Origin of the sequence: Alkalimonas sp. NCh-2 (genome assembly GCF_039631345.1) — a bacterium.
Classification (GTDB): domain Bacteria; phylum Pseudomonadota; class Gammaproteobacteria; order Enterobacterales; family Alteromonadaceae; genus Alkalimonas; species Alkalimonas mucilaginosa.
The window spans coordinates 301,800-325,771 of record NZ_JBDIUV010000001.1 but is presented as its reverse complement, the minus strand read 5'-3'; the positions used below and the strand labels follow the sequence as shown (position 1 = coordinate 325,771).

General features: G+C 53.5%; 20 protein-coding genes. 16 read left to right on the top strand and 4 right to left on the bottom strand.

Annotated elements, in window-relative coordinates:
• Positions 1 to 44 precede the first annotated feature (44 nt).
• From ABC502_RS01575 to ABC502_RS01565, 3 genes are all read right to left on the bottom strand, one after another.
• Positions 45 to 2,036, bottom strand: a complete 1,992-nt coding sequence (locus ABC502_RS01575) for a hypothetical protein (protein ID WP_345914687.1) — start codon at positions 2,034 to 2,036, stop codon at positions 45 to 47.
• Positions 2,037 to 2,364: 328 nt separating this feature from the next.
• Entirely contained in the window at positions 2,365 to 3,462 is a 1,098-nt protein-coding gene (locus tag ABC502_RS01570; protein WP_345914686.1) for a tetratricopeptide repeat protein, read from the bottom strand.
• 110 nt (positions 3,463 to 3,572) lie between these two features.
• Positions 3,573 to 4,757 carry a GGDEF domain-containing protein gene (locus ABC502_RS01565; protein ID WP_345914685.1) on the bottom strand — a complete coding sequence of 395 codons (1,185 nt, stop codon included), beginning with the start codon at positions 4,755 to 4,757 and terminating at the stop codon, positions 3,573 to 3,575.
• Positions 4,758 to 5,045: 288 nt separating this feature from the next.
• Here ABC502_RS01565 and ABC502_RS01560 point away from each other — a divergent pair, with 288 nt between their 5' ends.
• The 13 genes from ABC502_RS01560 (at position 5,046) to ABC502_RS01500 (ending at position 19,713) form a co-directional block, all read left to right on the top strand.
• Positions 5,046 to 5,828 (top strand): PEP-CTERM sorting domain-containing protein, encoded by a 783-nt coding sequence (locus ABC502_RS01560; protein WP_345914684.1) that lies wholly within the window; start codon positions 5,046 to 5,048, stop codon positions 5,826 to 5,828.
• A 124-nt stretch (positions 5,829 to 5,952) separates the two neighbouring features.
• Positions 5,953 to 6,357 (top strand): hypothetical protein, encoded by a 405-nt coding sequence (locus ABC502_RS01555; protein WP_345914683.1) that lies wholly within the window; start codon positions 5,953 to 5,955, stop codon positions 6,355 to 6,357.
• 398 nt (positions 6,358 to 6,755) lie between these two features.
• Entirely contained in the window at positions 6,756 to 7,526 is a 771-nt protein-coding gene (locus ABC502_RS01550) for a PEP-CTERM sorting domain-containing protein (RefSeq protein WP_345914682.1), read from the top strand.
• A gap of 159 nt (positions 7,527 to 7,685) precedes the next feature.
• A complete protein-coding gene (locus ABC502_RS01545; RefSeq protein WP_345914681.1) occupies positions 7,686 to 8,921 on the top strand; it encodes a hypothetical protein in 1,236 nt (411 codons plus the stop codon).
• Positions 8,914 to 10,956, top strand: coding sequence for a glycosyltransferase (locus ABC502_RS01540; protein ID WP_345914680.1), 2,043 nt, complete (start codon positions 8,914 to 8,916; stop codon positions 10,954 to 10,956). The genes ABC502_RS01545 and ABC502_RS01540 overlap by 8 nt, the downstream gene beginning before the upstream one ends.
• Positions 10,953 to 12,089 (top strand): glycosyltransferase family 4 protein, encoded by a 1,137-nt coding sequence (locus tag ABC502_RS01535; RefSeq protein ID WP_345914679.1) that lies wholly within the window; start codon positions 10,953 to 10,955, stop codon positions 12,087 to 12,089. The genes ABC502_RS01540 and ABC502_RS01535 overlap by 4 nt, the downstream gene beginning before the upstream one ends.
• Positions 12,086 to 12,844 (top strand): WecB/TagA/CpsF family glycosyltransferase, encoded by a 759-nt coding sequence (locus ABC502_RS01530; protein ID WP_345914678.1) that lies wholly within the window; start codon positions 12,086 to 12,088, stop codon positions 12,842 to 12,844. The genes ABC502_RS01535 and ABC502_RS01530 overlap by 4 nt, the downstream gene beginning before the upstream one ends.
• 31 nt (positions 12,845 to 12,875) lie before the next feature.
• Entirely contained in the window at positions 12,876 to 13,997 is a 1,122-nt protein-coding gene (gmd, locus tag ABC502_RS01525; protein ID WP_345914677.1) for a GDP-mannose 4,6-dehydratase, read from the top strand.
• Complete coding sequence (locus tag ABC502_RS01520; RefSeq protein WP_345914676.1) at positions 13,984 to 14,964, top strand: GDP-L-fucose synthase; 981 nt, start codon at positions 13,984 to 13,986, stop codon at positions 14,962 to 14,964. The genes gmd and ABC502_RS01520 overlap by 14 nt, the downstream gene beginning before the upstream one ends.
• A complete protein-coding gene (locus ABC502_RS01515) occupies positions 14,961 to 16,400 on the top strand; it encodes a mannose-1-phosphate guanylyltransferase/mannose-6-phosphate isomerase (protein WP_330088026.1) in 1,440 nt (479 codons plus the stop codon). Before ABC502_RS01520 ends, ABC502_RS01515 begins: the two co-directional genes overlap by 4 nt.
• Complete coding sequence (locus ABC502_RS01510) at positions 16,388 to 17,839, top strand: phosphomannomutase (protein ID WP_345914675.1); 1,452 nt, start codon at positions 16,388 to 16,390, stop codon at positions 17,837 to 17,839. The genes ABC502_RS01515 and ABC502_RS01510 overlap by 13 nt, the downstream gene beginning before the upstream one ends.
• 60 nt (positions 17,840 to 17,899) lie before the next feature.
• Positions 17,900 to 19,231 carry a DEAD/DEAH box helicase gene (locus ABC502_RS01505; protein ID WP_345915124.1) on the top strand — a complete coding sequence of 444 codons (1,332 nt, stop codon included), beginning with the start codon at positions 17,900 to 17,902 and terminating at the stop codon, positions 19,229 to 19,231.
• Positions 19,232 to 19,500: 269 nt separating this feature from the next.
• Positions 19,501 to 19,713 carry a cold-shock protein gene (locus ABC502_RS01500; protein ID WP_345914674.1) on the top strand — a complete coding sequence of 71 codons (213 nt, stop codon included), beginning with the start codon at positions 19,501 to 19,503 and terminating at the stop codon, positions 19,711 to 19,713.
• Positions 19,714 to 19,764: 51 nt separating this feature from the next.
• Here the strand turns inward: ABC502_RS01500 and dinB are convergent, their stop codons facing one another.
• The gene (gene dinB, locus ABC502_RS01495; protein WP_345914673.1) at positions 19,765 to 20,817 is read right to left on the bottom strand and encodes a DNA polymerase IV; all 1,053 of its coding nucleotides are present in this window, start codon (positions 20,815 to 20,817) and stop codon (positions 19,765 to 19,767) included.
• A gap of 249 nt (positions 20,818 to 21,066) precedes the next feature.
• On the opposite strand from dinB, the gene glyA reads away from it, so the two are divergent.
• The 3 genes from glyA (at position 21,067) to ribD (ending at position 23,972) form a co-directional block, all read left to right on the top strand.
• On the top strand, positions 21,067 to 22,320 hold the full coding sequence (gene glyA, locus ABC502_RS01490) for a serine hydroxymethyltransferase (protein ID WP_330088030.1): 1,254 nt from the start codon (positions 21,067 to 21,069) through the stop codon (positions 22,318 to 22,320).
• 75 nt (positions 22,321 to 22,395) lie between these two features.
• Positions 22,396 to 22,851, top strand: coding sequence for a transcriptional regulator NrdR (gene nrdR, locus ABC502_RS01485; protein ID WP_330088031.1), 456 nt, complete (start codon positions 22,396 to 22,398; stop codon positions 22,849 to 22,851).
• A complete protein-coding gene (gene ribD / locus ABC502_RS01480) occupies positions 22,848 to 23,972 on the top strand; it encodes a bifunctional diaminohydroxyphosphoribosylaminopyrimidine deaminase/5-amino-6-(5-phosphoribosylamino)uracil reductase RibD (protein WP_345914672.1) in 1,125 nt (374 codons plus the stop codon). The genes nrdR and ribD overlap by 4 nt, the downstream gene beginning before the upstream one ends.

Here is a 23,972-nt window from a genome sequence, read left to right as displayed (position 1 = left end):
ATATCAACACTGGCGAAAAACGGCGAGAATAACTCGCCAGCATATTAAAAGTCACCGGCGACATATAGCCTGTTGTCACGAATTAGTAAGGAGTTAACATTCCCATTGACACCACTTCCTAAATGAAACCAGTTACTGCCGTTCCAACCAGCAATCCGGCTGGCACTAATGCTACCGGCTGACGCAAAAGCCCCGCCGGTAAATACAACCCCACCTTTAACAGCAATAGCACGCACAAAATTGCTCAGGCCATTATCAGCCTCGGAGCCGATACTTGACCAACTTCCCTCTGCCCATTTAGCAATCCGATTCGCGGTATTTCCCCCTGCAGTGGTAAAACTACCGCCTACAAATAATGCAGAATCACTCACAGTCAAGGTATTAACCACACCATTTAAACCACCACTCACATCAGACCAGGCTAAACCATTCCATTTAGCTAATCGATTAACCGGTGTGCCGCCCGCCATGGTGAAGCTGCCACCGGCATAAAGCCCGCTCTGCATCAAGGCCAGGGCTCTTACCTCGTTGTTAACGCCGCTACCCAGCGAAAACCAGCTACTGCCATCCCAGCGTGCAATTCTATTTACTACGATGCCGTCGGCCTGAGTGAAGGCGCCACCTACCAGCAACTCTGTATCTGATGCCACTATCGTGTTCACCACACCATTAACACCCAAACCAAGCCCCTGCCAGTTTGTGCCATCCCATCGGGCAATGTTATGCGCGGTCACTTCGCCTGCCATGCTAAAACTACCAGCTGCGTAAAGCATGCCATCTAGTATCGCTAGACTATTTATAACGCCATTTAAACCATCTGCCAGTGGAAACCAATGTTCACCATCCCACTTTGCTATTTTATTCGCGGCTATCCCGCCAATACGAGTAAAGTCACCGGCAACGTACATAGCCCCATCGGTTTGGGTAAAAGCGTTTATTACGCCATTCAGACCATCACCTGAGCCAAGCCAGTTACTTCCATCCCAAACTGCAAACTTTTCTACCGGCACCCCTCCGGCAGCACTAAAAACGCCTCCGACATAAAGTTTGCTATCTCCACGCCCTAACGCGTGAACGCTGCCATTTAAACCACCGCTCACTCCTGACCAGGCGGAACCATTCCATTTAGCTAACCGACCCACAGTCTGTCCGCCTGCTAAATTAAAAATACCGCCAACAACAAGCGCTTCTCCATCAAACAGCAAAACGTTTACTTGATTGCTAACCCCCGAACCCAATGCCTCCCAGGCTACTCCATCCCATTTAGCAACCCTGTTGGCCGCTACACCGGCTGCAGCGGTGAAGCTCCCGCCCACAAATAAAACACCATCCGCAGAGGCAAGCGATGTCACACTGCCATTAACGCCTGTAGCCAAACCGAACCAGTTGTTCCCATCCCATCTGGCAATACGATTAACGGTAATACCGCCAGCTGTGGTAAAGCTACCCCCCACATACAACTCGTCATTGTGTCTAACTAAGGCTCTGACATCACCATTGACCCCTGCGCCTAATGAAGACCAATTGGTTCCATCCCACCGAGCGATCCCGTTTGCAATAACAGCACCTGCCAGAGTAAAACTGCCAGCAACTAGCAGTGATCCATCGGCGTCAATGTCAAGTGCATACACCGTATCATTGACCCCATAGCTTATCTCCTGCCACTGTGAGCCATCCCACTTCGCTATATTTTGCGCAGCGATCCCGCCTGCATGATTAAAGCTGCCACCTATATAAATTTGGCTATCGTGGATTTTGATGCTATGGACAGTGCCCGCGACTCCGCTCTCTAAGGACCACCAGGCCTCACCATCCCACCTGGCAATTCCAGAAACTGACAAGGCACCTAAAACCGTAAAACTGCCCCCAATGTAAACATCACCATTATCAGCAATGGCAATAGCGTTAACCTCACCATTGATACTTGGTAACGTGTTCATAATCTGCCAGTCAGCATCGGAAATACTTGGCATTGCTTTAATGGGAAGGGAAAAAAAGCAAAAAAACATACAAATGATGTAAAACGTTTTAAACATATATTTCTTTGCTCTGCAGCCCTGGGCTGTTGATCTTTCGTGGTGAGTTTTTAGTCGGCATCATGCGCTGGTATAATTATTTTAGCCAAAAAACAACCACACAGCATTCCATCATGTCAAAAACAATAGTAACAGATGATTCCTGGTCGAAGCTAATCCAGTTGATGCTGAAACCGAGGCTGTATCTAATCAATCGACAAAGCCGAGCGGGTTGGAGATTCGTTTTGTTTCGCTAAATTAACCGCTGCACCCTCTCAGCGATTGCCAGGTTGCAAATCTGCCTAAGCATTCTTAACTCACCGGCTGTGCCGTTATGTGATGGCAGGCTTTAGCGGCAGCCAGTTGATCCAAGCCCTGCGTTTTTCTGACCAATCTGGCCAATTGTCCCAGCTGTTTGTTGTTTTTCACTGCTGAGTGTTGGCCAGTTGCATGCTACTACGCTGTTAAACCAAGGGCGGTTGAAGCCTTGGTTGTTGATGATGGGGTCTGCGTGCACATCCACGCCCAATTCGCCGGCCAGGTAGCGTTGAATCAGTATTTTTACGTGGTTGTCTTCCAGTTGCTCGAAGGCGTCGCTGAGTTGTTGCTTGGTTTGCAAGTCAATAGCATGTCCTTGCAGTTGCAGATACCTTTGATGCAACCAGAGCAGCAAGGCTTGTTTGGCTTCGTTCGGAAAGTTGGTTGTTAGGGTAGAGGTTGGCGGATACAAGCGCTGGAAGTTCGTGACATCGTGTTGCAAAACAAAATAAAACAATAGGTTAATGCCGGCTGATATTTTTCCCGCCCGATGGTCCATGGCCTGATACTGTGCCAGTGCCGCGCGAAAATGTGGCTCGGCGGCGGCCAGGTTTCCTTCATGCAATGCCAGTAAACCCAGATTATTCTCTGTCATCGCGGCTATGTTCATTTGGCCAGATTGCAATGCCATTCGTCTGGCTTCTTCAAAGAGGGTTTTTGCGTGGTCGATGTCATTTAATTGTCGGGCTACCAAGGCCATGCTGTTGGTCAGTGTAAGGCGTTGACGCTCTGTCTTACTGTGTCGGTATGAGCAGCTAAGGCTGATCTGGGCATCATGCAGGTAATTGTTTCGCCGAAGCCAAATGCCCAGGGCACTGGTAATTGCGGTTAGTTCTTGCTGGAAGTCAGCATGCTGTTGATGTTCAAAGAGCGCATCGAGCACTTGCAACAATCTGTCCATATCATTGGTTGGTACGGCTGCACGCAGTAACAAAATATTGCGTTGAATGGCAAGATTAAGGGGGAGCTTGTCAGGTGCTGGCATGTTGTCCAGCAAACTTATGGTGCGCGCTGGTTGAACTGTTAGGTAAGCCTCGGCTTCATGCAAGGTTGCGGCTGCATTGTTTGCATAAACAAAAGGGCTGAATATAGCCACCAGTACAGCAATATGCAGGTAATAGCGAGACACTGAGACACCTATGAGGATAAGTGCATACTATAAACATAGGTGATCAGGCGGAGTTTTTCAAAACCATTATCTCCGATAAAGTGCACTGCCACAAGGTCTAAGCTAACCGTTTAGCTACAAGCTATCGCATCGGCCAGTTCAGAGGGGGTAGCAAAGACCACACAATTCCGCCCACCAGCCTTGGCCTGGTACAGTGCCTGATCGGCTTGTTGCAACAGTGTTTGCCAGTTGGGCGTATCAGGCTGCTGTACGGCGCATCCTATACTGATGCTGAGCGGTGTGGATAGCGGTGCTGGTGTTGCCGCTGTGGCGATATGTTGTCGCAAACGCTCACAAATCTGCTGCAGGTTGGCGCCTGGTACCCCAGGCAAGACGGCGACAAACTCCTCACCACCCATACGGAACAATAAATCGTAATCGCGCAGCTGTTGCCTTGCCAGTTGAGTAATGTGTTGCAAAACGCGATCGCCCACAGTGTGGCCATGCTGATCATTTACCTGTTTAAAATGATCAATATCAAATACCAGCACACTAAAGGGCTGTTGTTCGCGTTGACAGCGATGCCACTCACTATCCAGACGCTTTTCCAGGTAATGGCGATTTAGCCAGCCAGTTAAAGGATCTGTTTCCAGTAAGGTTTGTAGTTGCAGAGTCTTTTGCCGTACCAGCAGCAGGACACAACCTACCATCGCCATCAGCATAAACAACATAACCGCCATGGTCCCAATGCTGAACCAATGCTCCGGGGTCAGTATCGGTTGTGCCCCAAACTGCTGTTGCAAAAAGGCGGTTAACCGCAGGCTCAGCTGCATCATGTTAAGAACTAACACGATATTAAGTAGCAACGCAGCCCGGGCTGTTTCAAAGGTGGCTTTGCTGAGTAAGTAGTAAAGACTGAGCAGATTAAGCAATAGCAGCAGCGGGTAGTTAAGTAGGACTCTATGCAGCAAGTCTGCTTGTGCAAAGGGTAATAGATTGGCGCCGTAGATCAGGAGTAATACGATGGTTAGAGTTCGCTTGCGGTACGGACGCTGAAAAAACATCGCGATACCGCTGAGCAACAATAAGTAGCTGGCCACCAGTAAGGTGTTTCCTAATGCCGGGCCGGCCCAGTAAGGCCAATGATCTGGGCTATAACTGAAACTTAGGGCTGAATAGGCTAAAAACGACATGGCAGCAAAAAACCAATGCAGCAGGCTTTGATCTTTTGGAGTTGCCAACAACAAACCAGCCATGGTGATCGTCATTACCAAAGCAACGGCGATATTTACGACCTGTAAAGTAAACGCATCCATGTAATTTTTATTCTTACGCCAGGCGGTTGCTATTATGTTAAGAGTATAACAGGGGCAGGAACTTTTGTCATGTTGGCAGCGGCGGATGTAGGGACAAGGCAGCAACAGACAGCTAGCATCTGTTCACATCCCTAAGTTACACAACGTCAGTTAATTTTACAGTATCAGTTACCACAAGATGATTGTTGCTGATAAGCTTATGATTTTATAGTAATTAAATTGTGGCGCTTATCTTGCTAAGGGTGCTGGGTCAATTTTGATGAAAACAATCACCTTTATGGAGGAAGTATGAAGTTATTAAAGCCTGTAGTTTGTGCTGTTGGTCTGGCATTTTCCGGCATCGTTAGCGCAGGGCCTATTTTAATTATCAATGGTGCGGATCAAACCTCAGAAGTACACACCACCGCTGCTGTTACTAACAATCTGACCTTCTTACATGAAGCTGTTGGAAATACAGTCACCGTTAGCAACCATCTGCTGGCCGATTTATCGGGCTATGCCCAGGTTTGGGATGTACGTTTTTTCAATGGGGCAGCACTGGACGCTGGTTCTTTTAACACCTACCAAAATTATCTGAGTAATGGCGGCGGCTTATTCTTGATGGGTGAGAACTCAAATTTTATGGCGCGTAATAACTCTATCCTGTCGCTGATCGACTTGTTAGGTGGTGGTTCTGTTGGCTTTCAGGGAAACTGCCAAAGTAATCAGGTTGTACACGCCCCTTTTGATGGCCCAAATGCGGTATCACAGGTAAGCTACAATGCTGCCGGTTGCTTTGATGGTACTGGTGCCGGCCAGTGGATTACCTCCACGGCGAATGGTGCTCAGGGCTCTGGTCTGGCGTTTAGTGTAGGCACTTTGGCCAACGCTATGGCAGGTAGCCTGACCACCATCCTGGATGTGAACTTCATGATGAATCAATTTGATTTACCAAACTCGCAAGAGCTGACTAAAAACCTGATCACCTATGTTGGTGATCAAACTGAGCCAACCCCGGTACCGGCCCCTGCCAGCTTTTTATTACTTGCTGCCGGCCTGCTTGGTTTGCGCCTGAGCCGCAAAACTGCCTGATTAAGACCCAGCCTTATTGGCAAATCAATGCACGCGCACTGCACAGTGCGCGTGTTTTTATTTGCAAAAACCAGTAAACTAGTCGGTGTTTTGTTACTTATTTCTGGTAGGGAAGCCCGAGCCTATGCTGTTTTTTCTTCGCGCTTGCAGTGCGCTGCTGCTGGCCGGCATTGCTTGCCTGGTATTGCTGATGTATTTGCCTGCGTCCAATGAGGCTGCAAGAGGTTTTATCCGTGCTCTTGGCGGCCATGCTCAGATGCATGTGCTGGTAGGGGCATTGCTGCCTTTGTGTATCGCTTTGCTGCTGCGGCTGTATCGTTGGTCAAAGTCTTGGCAGTGGTTGTTTTGGGGCAGCTGTCTGATGCTGTTTGCATTGGATGAAAGCATGCAGCGTTTTTCTGTATTGCGTGCATCACAACTAGCCGATTTTGGCTGGTCTGCTTTAGGCTGGGGGATAGGCTGTGCTATTTGGTGGCTGTTTACCGGCCTGGCACTCTTGTATCGCCGTCGGGACACTATCACGTACTAACCGATGCTGGCGGTGCTGGCCTCTTGAATGCATCCGCTGTGTCCAACTGATTAGAAACTACTTATTTTCGTGCTTTATTAACATCTTTGCATGAAAGCTTGCATTTTGATCTGTTTGGTTTTTTGTTATTTTTTTTCAGTGGCTTGGATTTTTTGTTTTTCCTTTTTTCTGCGAAAAAAACGTTCTGAAGCGAAGGTTTCAGTTTTTTTACCGGGTTAAATGAACGCTTTTAGTCGACTTATATAAAAAAAGGCTGATTTGTCAGGCTTCTTTACAGGCACAAAATCCCTATTTGTTAAAACTCTTTGAAAACAGCGGCTTAATATGTGGCATGTATTTTGCTTTAGATTTGAGTAAGTTTAAGCTCTCTTCTTATTTTTGCACAATGGAGTGTATCTATGTTCCGTGAAAAACTTTTGCCTACGCTGGTTGCTACTGTTGCTGCGCTATCTTTCAGTGCGCATGCTTCTCTTATTTCTAACGGTAGTTTTGAACAGACCCCAGGCAGCGCTGACTGTCTTGTTCAATATACGCATGCACCTTATGCATCCTGCGATGCCGAGGTGATCCGCACTGCAGATGGTAACTCAGGCGGCTGGGGTGTATTTAACCAGTTACCAGGTTGGAACCTGCTGTATGGTAACGGCATTGAAATTCAAGGGCAGAATGCTGTTGGCGGTGGTTTTGCACCGGCACATGGTGATTTTTATGTTGATTTGGATAGCCACTTTGAGGTTGCCAACCCAACTGGTAGCAACGCTGGTATTTACCAACAGTTGAACGGTCTGGCTATTGGCCAGTGGTATGAGCTGACCTTTGCTTACGGCATCCGTACCAACAACGAGAATGAAAACGGCCTGAACGTCTTCTGGGGCGAAGATGAAGCTTCTCTGGCTGATTCGATTGTACTTAGCATGATTGAACAAAGCGAAGATGCGCAGTGGTTCTCGGTATCTTACATGCTGCAAGCCACCAGTGACACCATGTTCATTGGTTTCGGCGCCTTTGGTGACTATGTCCGTCAGTTGGATAATGGTAACTGGACCTCAGACGGCAGTGGCCGTGGTGCTATGCTGGATAACGTAAGCCTGGTTGCAGTGCCTGCACCAGCCACTTTAGGTCTGTTTGGTTTGGCCTTAGCTGGCTTGCTGTTAGGCCGTCGCCGCTAAGCGTCTGCTTTCTTTACACAAAAAACCGGCCATTGTGCCGGTTTTTTTCTTAACTTCTGTTCCCCCTTCTTTAGTGAAAGCGTATGCTAGCTTTTTTGACTGCAAGCCAGCGGCATCAGACGGCTGCTTTGGCCGGCTTGCATCTGCATGGAACCCGGTATGCGGCATGATGGCAACAGCATCAAAGCAGTGAGCAGTATAGTGGCTCAGTGTGCGCTGGCTGGTGCGGCACTGGTGCAGGCGCTGGCCCTGTTGCTGGCTGGTTCCCTGACGCAGTACGGTACTTTTGCTGCGTTGCAATTGGTGCAAGGTTTGATGTTGGGGGTGGTGTCGGCTTTGCTGTTATCACCATTGCTGATCCAGCTGGCCAGCCAGAATGCAGCTTTACTGAGTGCATACGCACGTTTGCAGTTGGCTTTAAGTGTTGTTTTTGCTTTGGTGCAGGCGCTGCTCTGTGTCTGGCTGATAAGGGATGGGCCTGCGCTGTTGGCTGGCGGCGCTATTTTCTTTCATAGTGTGCGCTGGTATGCCCGTGGCCTGGCTCAACTCAATGGGCAACTGCTGCATGCCGTTGCCAGCGATGCATGCTCTGCAGTGGTGTTGCTAACTGGTGTGGCAGTGTTGTGGTGGTTTGACGCTGTACAGTTATCCACACTATTGGCGGTGAACCTTGCGGCGGCATTGTTGGGTTGTGTTGCCACCGGCAGCTATTTTTGGCGTACTTTGTGGCCTGTGCAGGCGAAACCCGATTGGTTAAGGCTGCGTCAGGGCTGGCGGGGGCAGGGCAGGCCGGCACTCTCCGGCACTTTGGCCTCGGAAGCGGCCGCCAATGCACACAGTTATTTTGCGGCTTTGTTGTTTGGTCCGCTGGCTTTCGCGCCCCTGGCCGCCGCCGCACTGCTGTTTCGTCCGGTAGTGGTAGTGCAACAGAGTTTGCAGCAGACGGAGCGTCCTGCTATGCGCCAGGCCCTGTTAGCTCAGAATGATGGGTTGTTTCAGCAGTTGCAGCGGCGATTTTTTGTGTTTGCCCTGGCTGCACTGGGCGCTAATGTGCTACTGGCTGCCTGGCTAATGGGGCTGCAGCCAGAGTGGCTCTGGAGCGATAGCAGCAGCATCGGCCAGTGGCAACTGGCAGGTGTTTTGATGGCAGTGCTTTGTTTTTTTCGTGTCTTTCGCAGTGGTTTTACGGCACAACTGCAGGCTCGTGATGCTTTTGCTTTTTTGGCCCGGACCGCTTGGCAGGCCGCTGTATGGGTGATTCCGTTGAGTGTGTTGGTGATGATGGTGTTTGGCGTAGTCTGGTCTTTAATGGTGGTGGTTTTGGCCGAGTGTTGGCTGCTGGTGCGCCTGCAACAGCATTGTGCTTTGCTGCAACGTCAGGTTGCCCATGGTTGAATCGATAGCTGCTAATAGCTTTGCCGATGACGCTGGCCCGGTACGGATTGCTGTGCTGATGGCCTGCTATAATCGCAAAGAGACAACCCTTCGTTGTTTGCAGCGCTTGTTCAGTCAGCAGCTTGTGAATAGCGAGCTGCAGCTGTACCTGGTGGATGATAACAGCCCCGATGGCACGGCCGCAGCTGTGCGGACAGAGTTCCCCCAGGCGCATGTGATTGAGGGGACCGGCGGGCTATACTGGAACGGGGGGATGCGGTTGGCCTGGCAGCAGGCACTGACCGGCTCGCACCACTTTTACCTCTGGTTGAATGATGATGTGCTGCTGCAGCCCGATGCCATTACGCGCTTGCTGCACTGCTATCAACAGCAAAAATCACCTGCTTTAGTGGGGGCTGTACTTGGTGCCATGATCTGCCCTGCCAGCGGCGAGGTGACCTATGGCGGCCGCCGCAGTCGCTATGGCTGGTTACCCCTGCAGATGGGGCCTTTGCTGGCAGTCTCTGAAGCTGTCCAGTACCTGGATGGCATGAATGGCAATTGCTGCTTAATCCCCCATCCGGTGGCCGCAAAGATGGGTATTTTGTCATCCCGTTATACCCATGCGATGGGCGATTACGATTATGGTTTTCGGTTGCAAAAAGCCGGTTACCAGCTGTTACAGGCTCCCGGTGCCTTTGGCCAGTGCGCCGCCAATGGCGTAGCTGGTGGTGTGCGGGATGGTCGCTTGCCATTGGTGGTGCGTAAAGCCATGTTGCAGCGACCAACCGCCTGGCCGCCGTTGCCGGAGTGGCAGTTGTTTGTTCGCCGCCATGGTGGCCCTTTGTGGCCCTTGCTTTGGTTAAAAGCTGCCCTGCGTGGTGTTTTTCCCGGGTTGTGGTTGCGTAGCATTGCGGTGCCAGCCCGGGAGCTGGACGAGCGGCCCAGAGTGGTGATCGTGCAGCAGGTGTTGAAGCAGTATCGGTTGCCGTTATTCAACCAGTTGCAGGCCGAACTGGCGCAGCGCGGCATCGCCTTGCAGCTCTTGTTCAGTAAGGCCGATGGGGTGGAAGCTGCCAAGGCAGATCAGTGCCAACAGGCCTTGCCATCCTATTGCTGTGAAGTGCCGTTGCGGCGGCTGGGGCCTTTGACCTGGCAGAGTTGTCCTTCCTACCATCCACAGCAACTGGTGATCCTGGAGCAGGCCAACCGGCATCTGCTAAATTACTGGTTGTTGTTGCAGCGACGGCTGGGGCGTTTGCCTCGTTTGGCCTGGTGGGGCCATGGCTACCATCATCAAAAGCAGCAGCCGGACCTGAAAGACAAAATAAAGCGGGCCCTGCTGACGAAAACCGACTGGTTTTTTGCCTATACCGGGCCGGTGGCAGAGTATGCGGCCGGGCAGGGCATGCCCAAAGCGCGTATCAGTGTATTAAACAACAGTCTGGATACCAGCGAACTGGCCAGCCAGGTCCGCTTGCTGCGAAAAGATCGGCAGGCAGGGCCAGCAGGTGCCAGCGATAGCCGGTTGGTACTGCTGTTTTGCGGTGCCCTGTATCCGGAAAAGCGTATCGATTTATTGCTGGCTACGGCCGATTTGCTGCAGCAACGCGGTCAGTTACAGCGCTTAATTGTGTTGGGGGATGGCCCCTCGGCACCCTTGTTGCAGCCTGCTCCGGCCTGGCTGGATTATCGTGGCGCCTGTTTCGGTGCCGACAAAGCCAGGGCCTATGCCGAGGCGGATTTTGTGCTGCATCCGGGCCTGGTTGGCCTGGCAATTCTGGATGCCTTTGCGGCCGGGGTGCCTTTTGTCTGTGCCAGCCAGCCGAATCACAGCCCGGAAATCTGTTACCTGGAGCCGGGTGTGAATGGGGTGATGACGGCGGCAACGCCAGAGGCACTGGCGGATGCGATCATGGAGCTTTGGCAGCAGCCAAAGCGTTACCAGCAACTGGTGCAGCAGGCACAACACAGTGCTGAACGCTACAGTCTGGCAGCTATGGTGACTGCATTCAGCGATGGGATCCAGACCTGCCTGCTGGGGGATTTGGCATGAAAGTCCTGCAAATTCATCAGTGTTACCGGCAAGCAGGCGGCGAAGAACAAGTGGTGGAGCGCGAAGCCAGGCTGCTTAAAGCTGCCGGTTGCGAAGTGGATACCTGGTTGCTGCCGGCACTGTCCGGACAGGAAAGCGGATTAAAAACACTGCTTTCGATGCTGCATCACCGACAAGCATGCCGTGAGCTGGCCAGTCGCCTGGATAGCAAAGCCTACGATGTGGTGCATTTGCACAATGTTTTTCCTGCGCTTTCACCGTCCATTTGCCAACCTGCCCGGCAACGAGGTATTGCGGTGGTGATGACGTTGCATAATTTTCGCCCGCTGGTACCAGCCGCAACCCTGACTGGGGAGTTGCCACTGCGTGGGCGGTGGCGGCTGTGGTGGCGTCAGGTGATGACGGGAGCCTACCAGCAATCACGACTGCGCACTCTGGCATTGGTGGCTTTTATTTTGGTAGCCCGTTACCGCCGGTTCTGGTCGCAGCTGGATGCTTTTATTTGCCCGTCGGAATTTGTGCGCCAGCAATATCTGCGGGCGGGCTTTGCCGCCGATAAGCTAAAGGTGTTGCCGCATGCCTGTGAACCTGTTACCGACAGGGTGATGCCTGTGGGGCACTATGCCCTGGCGGTTGGGCGCTCAGGCCCAGAGAAAGGGCTGCACTGGCTGGCTCAGCATTGGTCTGATATGCCGCTGCCCTTAAAAATAGTGGGCATAGCACCCCGCAGTGCTTTGCCTGCAGAGCCGGAATTTTGTGGTTATCTGCAAGGGGACGCATTAAAGTCCCTGTATCAGGAGGCAGCGGTGGTTGTGGTGCCTTCGTTGGTGTGTGAAACTTTTGGAAATGTCGTGATGGAAGCTTTTTCGGCAGGTAAACCCTGCCTGGTTGCTGCCCATGGTGCTTTAACCGAGTGGGTGCAGCCGGATTACAACGGAGCCTGGTTTGTGCCGGGCGATGCGGCGGATTTGCGCCGGCAGTTAACGGGGCTGCTATCGAACCCTGAGCAGTTGGCAGCTCTGGGGCACAATGCCCGTGCCTGTTGGCAGCAACAGTTCAGCCCGGCCCGGCACGCGGCTGCGTTAATGGCACTGTATCGCGCCGTGGCTGCACGACAGGCAGGTCTGCGATGAAGCCGGTGGCGGTACTGCGTTTACAGGTAGACCCTCATACCATGAGCAGCGCTCTGGCCGCGTGCCAGCAATTGTTGCTCAGGCCCCATCCCGGCTACGTTTGTCTGGCGAATGTGCATATGTGCATGGAAGCCTGGGATCAGCCCGATTTTGCTGCCCTGGTCAATCAGGCGGCCCTGGTGCTGGCTGATGGCCGCCCGGTCTATTGGGCACAGCGGCTGTTGCTGCCAGCCAGCTCGCCGCCAACCGAGCAAATCCGCGGGGTGGATTTTGTGCAAGCCATCTGCGCCATGGCTGCACAGCAGCAAATTCCGCTGGGTTTGTACGGTGGCAGCGACGATGCCCTGTTAGCGCGGCTGGAACAGCAGCTCTGTGATCAGTATCCCGGTTTGCAGGTGGTGTACCGTTATGCGCCACCTTTTCGGGTGCTAACTGAGCAGGAGCGTTTGGCGGTGCATCAGGCCATCAGTGATGCCGGAGTGCAACTGTTATTGGTCGGGCTTGGCTGTCCCAAACAAGAGCGCTGGATGGCTGATGCGGCCGCTTTGCCGGTGCTGATGTGCGGAGTGGGCGCTGCCTTTGACTTTTTAGCCGGCGCACGGGCAGAGGCACCGCGCTGGATGCAAACAACCGGCCTGGAATGGTTGCATCGCTGGTGGCACGAGCCGGTGCGTTTAAGCTGGCGTTATCTGAAACACAATCCTCGTTTTATGCTGTTGTTCTTTTGGCAATGGATTCGCGGTAAACTTCAGTAATGCATTTTGTATCTTGAATTCAGGGAAGGGTATGACCGAAAAAAAGGCATTGATTACCGGCATTACCGGGCAGGATGGCTCTTATCTGGCCGAGCTGTTATTGGAGAAGGGCTATCAGGTGCATGGCCTGAAACGGCGCGCCTCGTCCTTTAATACGCAGCGGATCGATCATTTATACCAGGATCCGCACACGCCGGATCCAAAACTTATTCTGCATTATGGCGATATGACCGATAGCTCGGGTCTGATGCGTTTGCTGGCAGAAATCAGGCCGGATGAAGTTTATAACCTGGCGGCCCAAAGCCATGTGGCGGTTTCTTTTGAATCGGCTGAATACACCGCCGATGTGGATGCGCTGGGTACGCTGCGCTTGCTGGAGGCGATTCGTGCTGCCGGGCTGACCCAATGCCGCTTTTTTCAGGCATCGACATCGGAGCTGTATGGGCTGGTGCAGGAATCGCCGCAACGGGAAAGCACCCCTTTTCATCCGCGCTCACCCTATGCGGTGGCGAAGCTGTATGCGTACTGGATCACGGTGAATTATCGTGAAGCCTATGGCCTGTATGCCTGCAATGGCATTATGTTTAATCACGAATCACCGCGCCGGGGTGAAACCTTTGTGACACGCAAGATAACCCGTGCCTTTGCCGCCATGGCATATGGCCTGCAGTCGTGTTTGTACCTGGGCAATATGGATGCCCGGCGTGATTGGGGGCATGCGGCCGATTACATGGAGTTGGTATGGCGGATGATGCAGCAAGAGCAAGCCGATGACTTTGTGCTGGCGACCGGACAACAACATTCAGTGCGGGATTTTGTGCAGCAATGCGCTACGGAGCTGGGGATTGAGCTTGAGTTCAGTGGCGAAGGCTGTGCTGAAACCGGCCGGGTGCGAACTGCCTGCCCGGAGCGGGCTCCGGCTTTGAAGGTGGGGGATGTGTTGGTGCGGGTCGATCCGCGCTACTTCCGGCCGGCTGAGGTGGATTCATTGCTGGGCGATGCCAGCAAAGCCCATCGGACCTTCAACTGGCGCCCGTCTTGTAGCTTTACCCAGTTGTGTCAACAGATGATGCAGCACGATATTGCCGAAGCACAGCAGCAGGCGTTGTTGCGCCAGCACGGTTTCTGTGGGCGTAGCTATGACCGGGACTAAGCCGGTACGCGTTTGGGTTGCCGGGCATCAGGGCATGGTGGGGGCGGCTTTGTGCCGGCAACTGACGGCACAGCCGGGGATCCGCTTGCTCACTGCCAGCCGGCAACAGCTGGATTTAACCAGCCAGGCCGCTACCCTGGCCTTTGTGCAACAGCAACAGCCAGACCACATCTATCTGGCGGCAGCCAAAGTGGGGGGGATCCTGGCCAATAGCCAGCAACCAGCCGACTTTTTACTGCAAAACCTGCAAATCGTCACTCAGGTGGTGGATGCAGCCTGGCGCTGCGGCGTGGCCCGCGTGATGGTGCTGGGTTCCAGTTGCATCTATCCGCGCCTGGCCCAGCAGCCTGTGACGGAAGACGCCCTGTTAACCGGGGCGCTGGAGCCCACCAACGAAGCCTATGCCATTGCAAAAATTGCCGGCCTTAAGTTGTGTCAGGCGTTTAACCGTCAGTACGGCACGGACTTTCGCACCGCAATGCCAACCAATTTGTACGGGCCAGGTGATCACTATGCGCCGGGTGCCAGCCATGTGATCCCCGGCCTGATGCACCGGATGCATCTGGCCAAAGTACAGCAGCAAGCCGAGTTGCAGGTGTGGGGCAGCGGTCGTCCGCTACGGGAGTTTTTGCATGTCGATGATCTGGCCGTGGCGCTGGTGCAATTGATGCAACTGCCTCAGGCCGATTATCAGCAGTTGCTTGGCTCGGGGCCTGAGCATCTGAACATCGGATCGGATGATGAGGTGTCGATTGCAGATTTAGTGCAGTTGTTGGCGGAGGTGATTGGCTATCAGGGCCGGTTGGTGTTTGATACCAGCAAACCGGATGGGACGCCGCGTAAACGCCTGGATTCCAGTCGTATCCACCGGCTGGGCTGGCGGCCGGCATTCAGCTTACGGCAAGGATTGGCGCATACCTATCAGTGGTATCTGTCTCAGTCACAATTGCGCGGGGTGAAGGAATGAGCCTGTTGCAACCTGTGATCCTGGCTGGTGGCACAGGCGATCGATTGTGGCCTTTGTCGCGGCAACACTGTCCAAAACAGTTTCTCGCACTGGTGCCCGGGACTGAACTTAGCTTGCTGCAGCAGGCGGCGGAGCGGGTTCGCTCACCGCTGTTTGCTCCTCCTGTGGTGGTCACGCATCAAGCCTATCGTTTCCGGGTAGCAGAGCAGATGCAGGCTATTGGCATGGATGCCGCTATTATTTTGGAACCCGAAGGTAAAAACACCGCCGCGGCTATGGCTTTGGCCGCTTTGTACGCTCAGCAGCAGGGAACGGGACCGATGCTGGTACTGGCCGCCGATCATTGCATGGACCAGTTGGATGCCTTCCTGGCATCGGCTGCTTGTGCCAGGCCGCTGGCAGAGCGCGGGGCTATTGTGCTGTATGGAATTGCGCCCGACGGCCCGAACAGCCGTTACGGCTATATTCAGGCAGGAGCTGCTGTATCCGGGACGGTGCAGGGATTTCAGGGCTATGCGGTTCAGCGCTTTATTGAAAAGCCAGCCCCGGAGTTGGCAGCCAAGTTGCTCCAAGCCGGTGATTGTTACTGGAACAGTGGCAATCTGATGGTGCAACCCGGGGTGTATTTACAGCAATTGTTGCAGTTTCAACCGCAGATCCATCAATGCTGCCAACAGGCCTGGCAGGCCCGGCAACCTGATCTGGATTTTATCCGGGTGGCTGCTGCCGACTATGCGGCTTGCCCGGCAATGGCAGCCGATTACGCGGTGCTGGAGCAGACAGATAACGCGGTGATGGTGCCGCTGCAGGCTGGCTGGAGTGATTTAGGCAGTTACGATGCCCTGTGGCAACAGCTCAGCAAAGATGACCGGCAAAATGCCAGTTATGGCAAAGTTCGAGCCCTGGCCGCGGATGCGAACCTGTTGTACAGCACTCATGGGGTGCTGGTGGCGTACGGTGTGTCGAACTTGCTGGTGATTCAAACGAAGGATGCGGTGCTGGTGGCCGACAGGCAGGATGATCAGGCGCTGCGGCAGGTGGTGGCCGATCTGAAAACCAGCGGCATCAGTGAAGCTGGCAGCAGTGTGGTGACCTACCGGCCCTGGGGACATTTCGAGCTGATTGATGCCGGATCGCAGTATCAGGTGAAACGCATCAGCGTGCGTCCTGGTGGGCGCTTGTCGTTGCAGCTGCATCAGCACCGCTCAGAGCACTGGGTCGTTGTCGCAGGACAAGCCAGGGTGCAGCTGGATGGTGTGAGTCGTCAGTTGAGTGCCAATCAATCGATTTACATTCCGGCGGGTAGCCGCCATGCGTTGGAGAATACCGGCCAGGACACCCTGCAGTTGATTGAAGTGCAAACCGGCGCTTATCTGGGCGAAGATGATATCCAGCGCTTTGAGGATGTGTATGGCCGCAATGAGTGGGGAGACTGAGCCGGGTGGTACAGCTGAGTTGCTTTAAGCGCTACGATATCCGAGGTGATACCACAACAGCACTAACCCCTGTGATTGCCTATGCGATTGCCAAAGCTCTGGTTGAACAGCTTGGCTCGACTGCAGTGGCCGTCGGTTGCGATGCCCGTTTAAGCAGCCCGGCACTAAAAGATGCGGTGATCGCTGGCCTGGTGGCTGCCGGTGCCAGGGTGTTGGATCTTGGTCTGGTGGCTACAGAGCAGCTGTATTTTGTCAGCCAGCAACAGCAACTGGATGGGGTGATGATTACCGGCAGCCACAATCCGGCCCATGAGAATGGCATGAAACTGGTGTCTGCCGGAGCTGTGCCGCTGGATCCTGTGCTGTGTTTGCCGGCGATAAAACAACGGGCCGAGTCGTATCTGGAGCAGGGTGGCAACGAAATAAGGCACGTCGGTGCGGCGCTGCCACCCTCGCGTGAGCAGCCAGTGACGCTGCTGGCACCCTCATTAACCCATAGCCGCTATTTACAACACCTGATTGGCTTGCTTGGCCTGCAATTGCAGCAGCAACGTACCGTGGTAGTGAACTGCGGGCATGGTGTGGCCGGGCCTTTGATGCAACAGCTGGCGGCAGAAGCGACCGCCGCTGGCTGGCCACTGCAGTTGGTTTTGCTGCATGCAGAGCCGGATGGCCGCTTCCCGACCGGAGTGCCTAATCCGCTGCTTAGCTGGCAACGACAGCAGACAGCAGATGCGGTGCTGGCGCATCAGGCCGATCTGGGGATTGCTTTTGATGGCGATGCCGATCGCTGTTTCTTTTTTGATCACCGCGGCCACTTTATTGATAGTTATTACCTGATTAGTTTGTTCAGTCAATGGTGCTTGCCGGCTGAAGGCGGTAAGGTGGTGCTGGAGCAGCGTGCTTGCCTAGGGCCTGAGCAAGGGGTTCTGGCTGCCGGTGGCGAACCGGTATTCAGCCGGGCTGGTCATGTGTTTATCAAGCAATGCATGCGGGAACACGATGCGGTGTATGCCGGTGAAAACAGCGGCCACCACTACTTTAAAGCGCTGGGCTTTTGCGATAGCGGTGTCTTTCCATTATTACTGGTGTTGCAACAGCTGGAGCAGCAGGCTTTGTCACTGGCGGCTATGTTGGCACCGTGGCAGGCTCATTACCTGGTATCGGATGAGATCAATTACCACTGTGAGCAAGTGCCTGCTTTGCTGCAGTACCTGAAAACGCGATTTCAGGCACAAGCGTTGAGCCTTTCTGAGCAGGATGGCCTGAGCATAGGCTGTGACAACTGGCGCTTTAATCTGCGTCAATCAACGACAGAGCCAATGCTGCGGCTGAATGTGGAAGTACGCGGCGATGCTGCATTGCTGGCAGCAAAGTTGGCTATGGTACAGCACGCCATGGCCCAAGGCTGCCCGGCCATTCGTCTACTGTCGTTTTAGCCCGGCTGCAGGCTGCAAATTACGGTATACTAAGAGCCAGATACCAAAGGAGACTCCATGATCCCATTTGCCGACCTGGCTTTGGATCCAAGATTACTGCGTTCGATGCAGCATCTTGGTTTTACCCAACCGACAGAAATACAACAAGAGGCCATCCCTGCAGTACTGACCGGCAAAGATTTGCTGGTGTCGTCCCGCACCGGCTCTGGTAAGACACTGGCCTACCTGCTGCCGATGATGCAGCGTTTGCTACGCAGCAAACCTTTGTCACGTCAGGATGCCCGTGCCCTGATCCTGGCACCGACCCGTGAGTTGGCGAAACAGGTGTATGGCCAGCTGCGCTTGTTGATTGCCAATACCCCCATCCAGGCGGTTTTGCTGCTGGGCGGTGAAAACTTTAACGATCAGGAAAAGCAGCTAAAACGCCAGCCACAGATCATTGTGGCCACCCCTGGCCGTTTTTGCGATCACCTGGCACATCGTTCTATTTTCCTGCAGGGGCTGGAACTGTTGATCCTGGATGAAGCCGACCGGATGCTGGATTTAGGCTTTGCCAATGAATTGCTTACCATTCATAAAGCGGCCTCCCACCGGTTGCGGCAAACACTGTTGTTCTCGGCCACGCTGGATCATATTGATGTGAATGAGCTGGCATTGGCACTGCTGCGCAAACCGCACCGCATTACCACCGATGATGCCCATCAGCAGCATGCCGATATTAAGCAAGATTTCTACCTGTGCGACAATCTTAGCCATAAAGAAGCCTTGCTGTCGCATCTGCTGCAACATGCCGCTGAGTTACGGCAGGTCATTATTTTTACAGCCACCAGAGCGGATACAGAGCGTTTGCCGGATTGGTGTGCCAGGCTGGGTTATCAGGCGATAGGGCTGAGCGGCAAATTAAGCCAGGCGAAGCGCAATAGCGTGATGCAGGACTTCGCTAAGGGCAAGTATCAGATCTTAATCACGACCGATGTTGCTTCACGCGGTTTGGATTTGTTGCAGGTGTCGCATGTGGTGAATTTCGATTTGCCCAAGTTTGCCGAAGAATATGTGCATCGGGTAGGCCGGACCGGCCGTGCCGGGATGCAAGGCCAGGCCATTTCGTTGGTGGGCCCGAAAGATTGGCAGAGTTTGCAGTTGCTGGAGGCTTTTTTCCGCCAGCCGGTGCAGTTTTCGGTGATTGACTCGTTGCCAGCCCGTTTTACTGGCCAGCCACAGGTTTCGGCAACCAAGCAAGCTAAGCAAAGCAAGACCAAAAAGAGCAGTGCGAGCCCAGCCCGGCTTAGCAGCAAAAAAACCGGACAGACCCCGGACAGTAAGCCTGCCGGTCGTAAAACGTTTGAAGCCGGTGATGATGGCAATATCCCTGTTCGGCGGAAAAAAAATTAATAGGGTATTCATCAACTTTCCGGGAATTCGGTGCTACACTCATTTTGTGGTGCTGCAGCAAGGCCTTGACCAGGTTGCAGTGCCCGCAAGGTGCAGCTTCCAGCGGGCACCAAGAAGATCAGAATCTACCAATCCGGTTGTCTGGTAGTCCTTTAGGTGTAGTGGCTGGCTGAGTTGCCGGAGTTGCTGCCTCACTCGATGGCTGATTGTTTACAAGGTTTATTCATGGCCAGCGTGCTGGTCATCTCAAGTTAATGTAAGAGAGAGTTATGTCAGATCTAATTACCGGTACCGTCAAGTGGTTTAACGAAGACAAAGGCTTTGGTTTTATCGAGCGTGCAGGTGGCAAAGATGTATTTGTGCACTTTCGGGCCATCAATGGCAGCGGGCGTCGGAGTTTACAAGAAGGTCAGCAAGTGACTTTTGAGATTGTTGAAGGCCAAAAAGGGCCTCAGGCTGAAAATGTGACGGTAGTATCCTAAGCCGGAATAAATTGCAGATAAAGCCAGCGCTTGTCGCTGGTTTTTTATTGGCTAAAGCTCTAACTGCAACTGTTTTTTATCGTGCTCAGCCAGGCCAGCTTGCAAACCAATCAAACGTACCGGCCGGCCTTTGCCACGCTGCCAGGCAGTGACCAGCAGCGATCGTAGTGCCGCCAGATCGGGGGTTTGCAACTGCTGCTCTACCGTGGTTTGCTGGAAGTCGTGAAACTTTAGTTTGACGGCAAGCTTTTGCACCAAAGGAGTGGCCCGGTGCCGCTCCAGGCGTTGCTGCAGGGTTTCCAGCAAAGCAGGCAATTCGGCTTCGCAATCTTGCAAGCTGCATTTATCCTGCGCATAGGTATGCTCTACACCAACCGACTTACGCACCCGCTCGGCACTAACCGGGCGCTGGTCCAGGCCTTGACAGCGCTCAAGCAGGGTTTGACTAAAGGCACCGAATTGCCGTATCAGTCGGGCTAATGGGATTTTAAACAGGTCCGGGCAATGGTGCACCCCCATATCATGCAAACGAGCCGCCGTCTTTGGCCCTATGCCCGGAATTTTTTGGACCGCTAGCCTGGCCACAAAGGCGGATACCTGTTGTGGGCAAATAACAAAAATCCCATCGGGCTTGCGTTCATCACTGGCAATTTTGGCTAAGAATTTGTTTGGGGCCACACCGGCAGAGGCAGTCAAACCGGTTTCTGTCTGAATGCTGTGACGAATGGCCTCGGCGATACGGGTTGCACTGCCCTGAAACTGCGCACTGTTGCTCACATCCAGATAGGCTTCATCCAGTGACAGCGGTTCAATTGTGCTGGAAAAGCGCCGCAGGATGTCCATCACCTGACGACTGGCCGTTTTGTAGGCGTGCATCCTGCCCGGCAGCAAATGCAGGTGTGGACATAGTTTTAATGCCTGAGCGGTCGGCATGGCGGAGCGTACTCCAAACGCTCTGGCCGGGTAATTGCAAGCAGCAATCACACCGCGGCTGCTGGTACTGCCGCCGACCGCTATCGGTTGATCCCGCAAAGCAGGATTGTCCCGCATTTCGACAGCAGCAAAAAAGCAATCCAAATCGATGTGTATGATTTTACGTTGCATCAGAGCCTGCCATAAGTGGTGTATGGATATACAGTATTTTAGGTGGAGCTGTGTAAAATGCAAGCAGTGTTGGTAAAAATGCACAGGGTTGTGCGGATTTTTGCACAGCCACAGCATTTAAAATACAGCTTGGATGTTTAGATGGCTAAAATCTGGGTGCATCCTGATGCTTTTGCGGGTAGAATAGGCCGCATTTCAGGCTAAGCCTTACTATGAACTAAGCGTAGCACCTACGCCGCGGGAGAACCTATGTTGAAGCGTGATATGAATATTGCCGATTATGATCCAGCACTGTGGCAAGCCATTGCTGATGAAACTCAGCGCCAGGAAGATCACATCGAGTTAATTGCCTCTGAGAACTATGCCAGCCCGCGTGTGTTGCAGGCTCAGGGGACTCAGCTCACCAACAAGTATGCCGAGGGCTACCCGCACAAGCGCTACTACGGTGGTTGTGAGCATGTTGATATCGTCGAAGATTTAGCCATTGCCCGGGCGAAGGAGTTGTTTGGTGCCGATTACGCTAACGTGCAACCGCATTCTGGTTCTCAGGCCAACTCAGCGGTGTTTCTGGCATTGCTGGAAGCCGGCGACACCATTTTAGGCATGAGCCTGGCGCACGGTGGTCATTTAACCCACGGCGCTACGGTGAGCGCTTCAGGCAAATTGTACAAGTCTGTACAATATGGGTTGCACCCGGAGACCGGAGTGATTGATTACGATCAGGCCGAGCAACTGGCTTTGGAACACAAACCCAAACTTATTATCGCTGGCTTTTCTGCTTATTCAGGCATTGTTGATTGGCAACGTTTCCGTGCCATTGCAGATAAAGTAGGTGCTTATCTGTTGGTGGATATGGCGCATGTAGCCGGTCTGGTTGCAACAGGTTTGTACCCGAACCCGGTGCCTTTTGCTGACGTAGTGACCACCACCACTCATAAAACCCTGGCTGGACCGCGTGGCGGCCTGATCCTGGCCCGCAGCAATGAAGCCATTGAGAAAAAACTGAACTCAGCCGTATTCCCTGGCAGCCAGGGTGGCCCGCTGATGCATGTGATTGCGGCCAAAGCTGTAGCCTTTAAAGAAGCACTGGAACCAGAATTTAAGCTATACCAGCAACAAGTTGTGGTGAACGCTCAGGCGATGTGTGATCAGATGATCAAGCGCGGTTACACCATTGTCTCTGGTGGTACCGAAAACCATCTGTTCCTGGTTGATCTGATCAACAAAGACATCACCGGTAAAGATGCAGATGCTGCGTTAGGCCGTGCTCATATCACGGTGAATAAGAACTCGGTACCGAATGATCCACGCTCACCATTTGTTACCAGCGGTCTGCGTATTGGCACCCCGGCCATTACCCGTCGCGGCTTTAAAGAAGCAGAAGCGCGCCTGGTGGCTGATTTTATCTGCGATATTCTGGACAACATGGGCGATGAGTCGGTGGTTGACCGGGTGCGGGCTCAGGTTGCTGAGCTGTGTGGTCGGCTACCAGTCTATGCCTAAAGCTTGATTTTCATGCTAAAATGGCCGCTATTGCGGCCATTTTGCCATTAGCAAGCGTTTAGAGGAAAACTAAGCATGTTTTGCCCTTTTTGTGGGAAAGACGAGACCAAAGTCATTGACTCCCGATTGGTCGCTGATGGTCATCAGGTTCGGCGTCGACGGGAATGTGGTGCCTGTCATGAGCGCTTCACTACTTTTGAGTCTGCTGAGCTGGTGATGCCCCGTATCGTCAAGCGCGATGGCTCACGCGAGCCTTTTAATGAAGATAAACTTCGCAGCGGCTTGCTACGCTCACTGGAAAAACGACCGGTTGCAACGGAACAAACAGAGCAACTGATCAACAAAGTCAAATCACAACTGCGGGCCACCGGGGAGCGTGAAGTCAGTAGCCAGTTGCTCGGTAACCTGATTATGGATGAACTGGTGCTGCTGGATAAAGTCGCTTATGTCCGCTTTGCCTCGGTCTACCGTTCTTTCAAAGACATCCGTGAATTTGGCGAAGCCATTGCAAAGCTTGGAGATGAGCAGTGAGCTTTAGTGCCGACGATCATCGTTTTATGGCCCGCGCTATTGAGCTGGCGGCTAAAGGACGTTTTACCACTTCCCCCAATCCCAATGTTGGCGCTGTACTGGTGCACGATGGTGTGGTGGTGGGCGAAGGTTACCATCATCAGGCGGGTGGGCCCCATGCTGAAGTCGTGGCTTTGCAGCAAGCCGCAGAGCTGGCACGCGGCGCCGATTGTTATGTCACCCTGGAGCCTTGCAGCCATTATGGCCGGACTCCTCCTTGCGCTGAAGCCTTAATCAAGGCTGGCGTGCGCCGGGTGGTGATGGCGATGCAGGATCCCAATCCACAGGTAGCTGGCCGGGGTGTTGCGCTGTTGCAGGCGGCAGGTATTCAGGTGCAAAGCGGCTTGATGGCCAGCAGTGCCAGAGCCTTGAATGCCGGCTTTTTAAGCCGTATGGAGCAGCAACGTCCTTTTGTCCGCTTAAAGCTGGCAGCCAGCCTGGATGGTAAAACCGCGCTGCGAAATGGTGCCAGCCAGTGGATCACCTCAAAAGAGGCGCGGGCTGATGTGCAATGGCAACGGGCGCAAAGCTGCGCGGTGTTATCTACCGCCGAAACCGTGCTGCGGGATGGAGCCAGGTTAACCCTCCGGCCTGAACAGGCCAGTGCAGCCATCACCCCACTGCAGGATGGCAGCTACCGCCAACCGTTGCGTATTGTGCTGGACCGGCAACAGCGCTTAACTGGCAATGAGCCACTGTTTCAGCAAGCAGGGCCTATTGTGCTGGTGTATCCAGCGGGTTCTGCCGCTTTAGCTCCGGCTGGTGCCAGAACGCTCTTGGTGCCATGCAGCGAGGACGGCTACTTTGAGCTGGCGGCTTTGATGTTGGCGTTGGCACAGGATGGGATCAACAGCATTTGGGTCGAGGCTGGTGCCCGCCTGGCGGGCTCACTAATGCGTGCTCAGTTGGTCGATGAGTTCTGGTTGTATCAGGCGCCGAAGCTGCTGGGCAATCAGGCGCGTGGTTTGGTGGATGGTCCTGAATTTACAGATTTGACCCAAGCCTATGCTTTGCAATGGCAGGATATTCGTCAGCTTGGGCCGGATGTACGTTTTATTGCAACAGTACAGGGCAGGGGATAG

What these genes read in the sequence shown, in the direction of transcription:
- ABC502_RS01575 (WP_345914687.1), bottom strand. Translation starts at nt 2,036, where the DNA reads ATGTTTAAAACGTTTTACATCATTTGTATGTTTTTTTGCTTTTTTTCC.
- ABC502_RS01565 (WP_345914685.1), bottom strand. Translation starts at nt 4,757, where the DNA reads ATGGATGCGTTTACTTTACAGGTCGTAAATATCGCCGTTGCTTTGGTA.
- ABC502_RS01560 (WP_345914684.1), top strand. Translation starts at nt 5,046, where the DNA reads ATGAAGTTATTAAAGCCTGTAGTTTGTGCTGTTGGTCTGGCATTTTCC.
- ABC502_RS01555 (WP_345914683.1), top strand. Translation starts at nt 5,953, where the DNA reads ATGCTGTTTTTTCTTCGCGCTTGCAGTGCGCTGCTGCTGGCCGGCATT.
- ABC502_RS01550 (WP_345914682.1), top strand. Translation starts at nt 6,756, where the DNA reads ATGTTCCGTGAAAAACTTTTGCCTACGCTGGTTGCTACTGTTGCTGCG.
- ABC502_RS01545 (WP_345914681.1), top strand. Translation starts at nt 7,686, where the DNA reads ATGCGGCATGATGGCAACAGCATCAAAGCAGTGAGCAGTATAGTGGCT.
- ABC502_RS01540 (WP_345914680.1), top strand. Translation starts at nt 8,914, where the DNA reads ATGGTTGAATCGATAGCTGCTAATAGCTTTGCCGATGACGCTGGCCCG.
- ABC502_RS01535 (WP_345914679.1), top strand. Translation starts at nt 10,953, where the DNA reads ATGAAAGTCCTGCAAATTCATCAGTGTTACCGGCAAGCAGGCGGCGAA.
- ABC502_RS01530 (WP_345914678.1), top strand. Translation starts at nt 12,086, where the DNA reads ATGAAGCCGGTGGCGGTACTGCGTTTACAGGTAGACCCTCATACCATG.
- gmd (WP_345914677.1), top strand. Translation starts at nt 12,876, where the DNA reads ATGACCGAAAAAAAGGCATTGATTACCGGCATTACCGGGCAGGATGGC.
- ABC502_RS01520 (WP_345914676.1), top strand. Translation starts at nt 13,984, where the DNA reads ATGACCGGGACTAAGCCGGTACGCGTTTGGGTTGCCGGGCATCAGGGC.
- ABC502_RS01515 (WP_330088026.1), top strand. Translation starts at nt 14,961, where the DNA reads ATGAGCCTGTTGCAACCTGTGATCCTGGCTGGTGGCACAGGCGATCGA.
- ABC502_RS01500 (WP_345914674.1), top strand. Translation starts at nt 19,501, where the DNA reads ATGTCAGATCTAATTACCGGTACCGTCAAGTGGTTTAACGAAGACAAA.
- dinB (WP_345914673.1), bottom strand. Translation starts at nt 20,817, where the DNA reads ATGCAACGTAAAATCATACACATCGATTTGGATTGCTTTTTTGCTGCT.
- glyA (WP_330088030.1), top strand. Translation starts at nt 21,067, where the DNA reads ATGTTGAAGCGTGATATGAATATTGCCGATTATGATCCAGCACTGTGG.
- nrdR (WP_330088031.1), top strand. Translation starts at nt 22,396, where the DNA reads ATGTTTTGCCCTTTTTGTGGGAAAGACGAGACCAAAGTCATTGACTCC.